The 4,269-nt window shown below is 63.7% G+C and carries 2 protein-coding genes; both read left to right on the forward strand.

Features of this window, described 5'->3' with window-relative positions:
* A partial coding sequence (locus tag AC1D0Z_RS16725) for a beta strand repeat-containing protein (RefSeq protein WP_477659344.1) occupies positions 1–2,036 on the forward strand: 2,036 nt, incomplete at its 5' end.
* Positions 2,037–2,312: 276 nt separating this feature from the next.
* Positions 2,313–3,998: a ShlB/FhaC/HecB family hemolysin secretion/activation protein gene (locus AC1D0Z_RS16730; RefSeq protein ID WP_477659345.1), complete on the forward strand. Its 1,686-nt coding sequence runs from the start codon at positions 2,313–2,315 to the stop codon at positions 3,996–3,998.
* The last annotated feature ends 271 nt before the right edge of the window (positions 3,999–4,269 follow it).

Raw genomic sequence — 4,269 nt, forward strand, 5'->3', positions numbered from 1 at the left:
GTCTTGTTGCGCTGCTAAGCCGCGGCGCGCTGTCGCAAACCCAGGCCATCGTCGCGAACACCTTGCAGGCCACCASTTTCGGGGGCATGACGCTGGCCAACGCAGGCAACCAGATCCAGAATTTCGGCAGACTTAACAACAGTACATCGGGCGACATCACCCTTCGCAACACCGCCGCCACCGCCAGCTTCCAGGGCAGCTTCCACAGCGCCGGCCGCGTCGATATCGCCAACACGGGCAATATCTTGATGGTGGGCTCCTACATGCCTTTTTTGAGCAACGCCACGGGTACGACTGCGGGCACCGCCGGCTTCAGCATGGTGGCCACGGGCGGCATCAGCACGCAAACTGTCCAGACCAACATCAATCCCCTCTCGGGTGGCTCGGTCTACCTGGAGGCAGGCAACGGCAGCATAGGCGCCAGCACCGCCCGCCCCATCACCATTTACACGACCGGCCCGGTCGTTGCGGTGGCGAGCGGCGCCGGTTCACAGGTCAACCTGGACCTGGCCAACGGCGGCACCCTGGAAAACGTCAGTGCAACGGGCGCGGTGAACGTCACCGCTGCCTTCGCCCTGGCGGTCAAGACGGTGTCCGGCAGCTCGGTCACTCTCAGCTCCTCGCTCGGAGCCATCCTTGACGCCAATGGCGCGGCCAACAACATCACCAGCACCACGCTTAACGCGACCGCACGGGAAAGCATCACGCTGGGCACCAATGTGACCGGCCTGCAAACGCTGGCGACCACAGAACCTGGCGCTGCGGGCGACATCAGCCTCACTGCCGCCAATGCGCTGAGTACCAGCAATCTCGCCATCAGCACTAACGCCGGGTCTGCGCAGACAGTCAGCGTGTCATCCGCGGCCGGCATCACGGTCGACAACGCCTTCGGCAATGCGCAGGACAAGTTCAAGCTGATCACGACCGGTGGCAACATCGCCATCAACGGCGCGCTGACGGCCAGCGAACTCACGCTGAGCACCGCCGGTACCAGCACACAAACCGCGGGCATCACGGCCACCGGCCTGGAGCTGCTGGGCACGGGCACGCACACCCTCAACAATGCAGGCAATGCGGTCACGACGCTGGCCGGCAACACAGGCGATGTGGCCTACGCGCAGGCCGGTGCGTTGACGGTGGGCACCGTCAACACGGCAGGCCTGACGGGCACCGGCAAGGTGCTGGTGCGGACTACAGACGCGGCCAGCGACCTGACGCTGGCCAACAGCGTCACGTCCGGCAGCGCAGCCAATGATTCGCTGGTGCTGGCCGCCGGGCGCAACTTTGTGAACAACGCCGGGGCTGGCGCGCTCAATCCTGGCGCGGGCGGCCGTTTCCTCGTGTATTCGACCGATCCGGCTGCCAGCACCCTGGGCGGCATGGCTTCCACCGGCAATGCCTTTGGCCGCACTTACGCCGCCAATGCGCCCACCGATGCGTCGATGACTTCTCTCACCGGCAACCGCTTTGTCTACAGCGTTGTGCCGACGCTCAACGTAAGCGGCGACAACCAGAGCAAGGCTTACGGCGGCGCCGACCCGGCCCTCACCTACACCGTCAACAGCGGCCTGGTGGCGGGCGACACCGCAGCCAGCGCGCTGAACGGTGCGCTGTCGGCGCCCACAGGCGCTGCCACGACCAGCCCCACACATGCCATCACGCAGGGCACGCTGGCATCGGCCCTGGGTTACAACGTCGTCTATACCAACGGCACGCTGACGATGACCGGTACGCCGCCTTTGCCCGCATCCCTTTTCGGCGTAACTTCAGCGCTGGATGGGCCTTATGTCACCGCGCTCAACGCCATTGCCGGCACGGACAAACTCCTGAGCAGCAACACCGGCAGCGAATCGACTGTGCAGAATGGAGCACCGCTCATCGAGGCATTGAACGATGCCGCAGGCGGGAACGGAAATGGCAACGGCAGCAGCAACGGCGGTGACAGCGGCAACGCCAGGTCGTCGAACTCGCTGGTCAGTATCGTCAGCTGCGGTTTACTGATGCCCAAAAGTGTGAACAGAGCAATCTGTGAATAAACAACTGCCGGTAGCCATCGAAGCGTTGCCGCCCGGGTTGTCCCTAAAAATGGGGACATACAGGATGACCGGTCTCTGCGACATTGCCGGAGCGGTCACGCTGGACGTACTGCATTCGCGTATGGCTGCATGAGAGTCGGGTACATACAATTGCAGGATGTCGCCCGGGGCATCGAAGCCATGGCCCGGGTGGGCGATGGGGTGTATGGATGGTCAGCTGCCATGAGGGAGCAGTGGCTTGTGTCGGATGAGGATTAAGAAAAGTAGAGCGAAAAAATGAAACAGAATTCGTTGCCCCTTTCCACCTTGGCTTCAGCCCTGATGCTGGCCTTGCATACCGGCGCCTGGGCGCAGACTGCCCCGGCCCCTGACGCCGGCCAGGTGCTGCGCGACCTGCAGCAGGCGCCCGCCTTGCCGCCGCCACAGAGCGTTCCGCTGCAGCGAATCGAAGAGTCAGCCGACCTCAGCCAGAAAGGCGAGGCGAGGGTGCTCGTCAAATCCGTGACCATCACCGGGAATCAGGAGATTCCCGGTGCGCAGCTGCAACCCCTGGTGGCCGGCCTCGTGGGTGCCGAGCAATCCCTGAGCCAGCTGAGCGCCGCCGCACGCCGCATCACCGCGTATTACCGTCGCCAGGGGTTTGCCGTGGCCCGCGCTTATTTGCCCGCGCAGGACATCACCGATGGCGCCGTCACCATCAGCGTGATTGAAGGCCGCATCTCCAGCCACAAGATCAACAACCAGTCGTTGCTGAGTGACGAGCGGGCGCAGGCCTACCTGGGCCAGGTCAAGGACGGCGACGTCATCAAGTCCGACCAGATTGACCGCGGCCTGCTGCTCTTGCAGGACACCCCCGGCGTCAGCAACTCGCGCGCCACGCTGCAGCCCGGCGCCAGCGTCGGCACTTCCGAGCTGCTGATTGAGGTCAACCCCGCCAGGCCCTACAGCGGCAATGTTGTGGTCGACAACTACGGCAGCCGCTACACCGGCGAATACCGCGTGGCCGGCACGTTCAACCTCGTCAGCCCGCTGAAGATCGGCGACCAGCTCACTGTCAATGCCCTGACGAGCGGCCCCAACCTCAGTTTCGCGCGGCTGGCTTACCAGCTGCCCGTCGGCAGCGACGGCCTCAAGGCAGGCGCCGCTTACTTCGACACCCGCTACAAGTTGGGCCAGGAGTTTGAGACCCTGCAGGCTCATGGCACGGCCACCGCCGCCAGCGTGTTTRTGGCTTACCCCTTCATCCGCAGCCAGTTTAAAAACCTGAACGGCACAGTGTCGGTAGAAGACAAGCAACTCAAAGACTATGTAGACGCCACCTCTACCTTCACACCCAAGAAAGTCCTGGTCACCACCCTGGGCCTTTCAGGCAATCTGCAGGACACCCTGGGCGGTGGGGGCATCACCGGCCTGGACCTGTCGCTGGCGATGGGCAACCTGCGCATCGACTCGCCCACCGCGCTGGCCATTGACGCGGCCTCGGCCCAGTCCAACGGCAGCTACACCCGTGTTTCTTACGGCGCCAGCCGGTTGCAGCGCTTTACCGACAGCACCTTCCTGGCCGTGTCGCTGGCGGGCCAGTTGGCCAGTAAAAACCTGGATTCGTCGGAGAAGTTCTCCCTGGGCGGTGTCAACGGCGTGCGCGCCTATCCRCAGGGTGAGGCGGGCGGCGACGAGGGCTATCGCGGCACGGTCGAGCTGCGCCACAACGTGATGGCCAATGTGCAGGCTACCGTGTTCTATGACTGGGGCAAGGTCACCATCAACCGCAATCCCTTCGGCGCGGCAGCCTCCAACAGCCGCCAGCTGGCCGGGGCGGGTTTTGGTCTGAATGCCAAACTGGCGGGTGTGCAACTGCGCTCTTCACTGGCCTGGCGCACCGACGGCGGCCTGCCAACGTCAATACCGGCTTCGTCGGCCAAACGGCCCACGCTGTGGCTGCAGGCGTCCATGGCGTTTTGAGCCTTGTTTGCGCCGTGGGGTAGTGATGCGTCTGAAATCGTCTGAAATGGCCACGAGCCAATGCTGATGAGCGCGAGCAGCTATTAAAAACATAGCGATAGTTGCGCTGCCCGATCGCCCGGCAAGTGTTGCAGCGTCATGCGTGACACTGCAGGCGCAAGGACTTAGCCCCCCGCGGAAGCGCTGAAAAAATACCGTGCAGTAGTTTCAAGGACGCGCAATGCGTTGGCCTGGATGTCGCACGAAAGCTGCCGCGGCGCCTGTACGTAAA

Source organism: Polaromonas sp. P1_E3 (genome assembly GCF_056405935.1).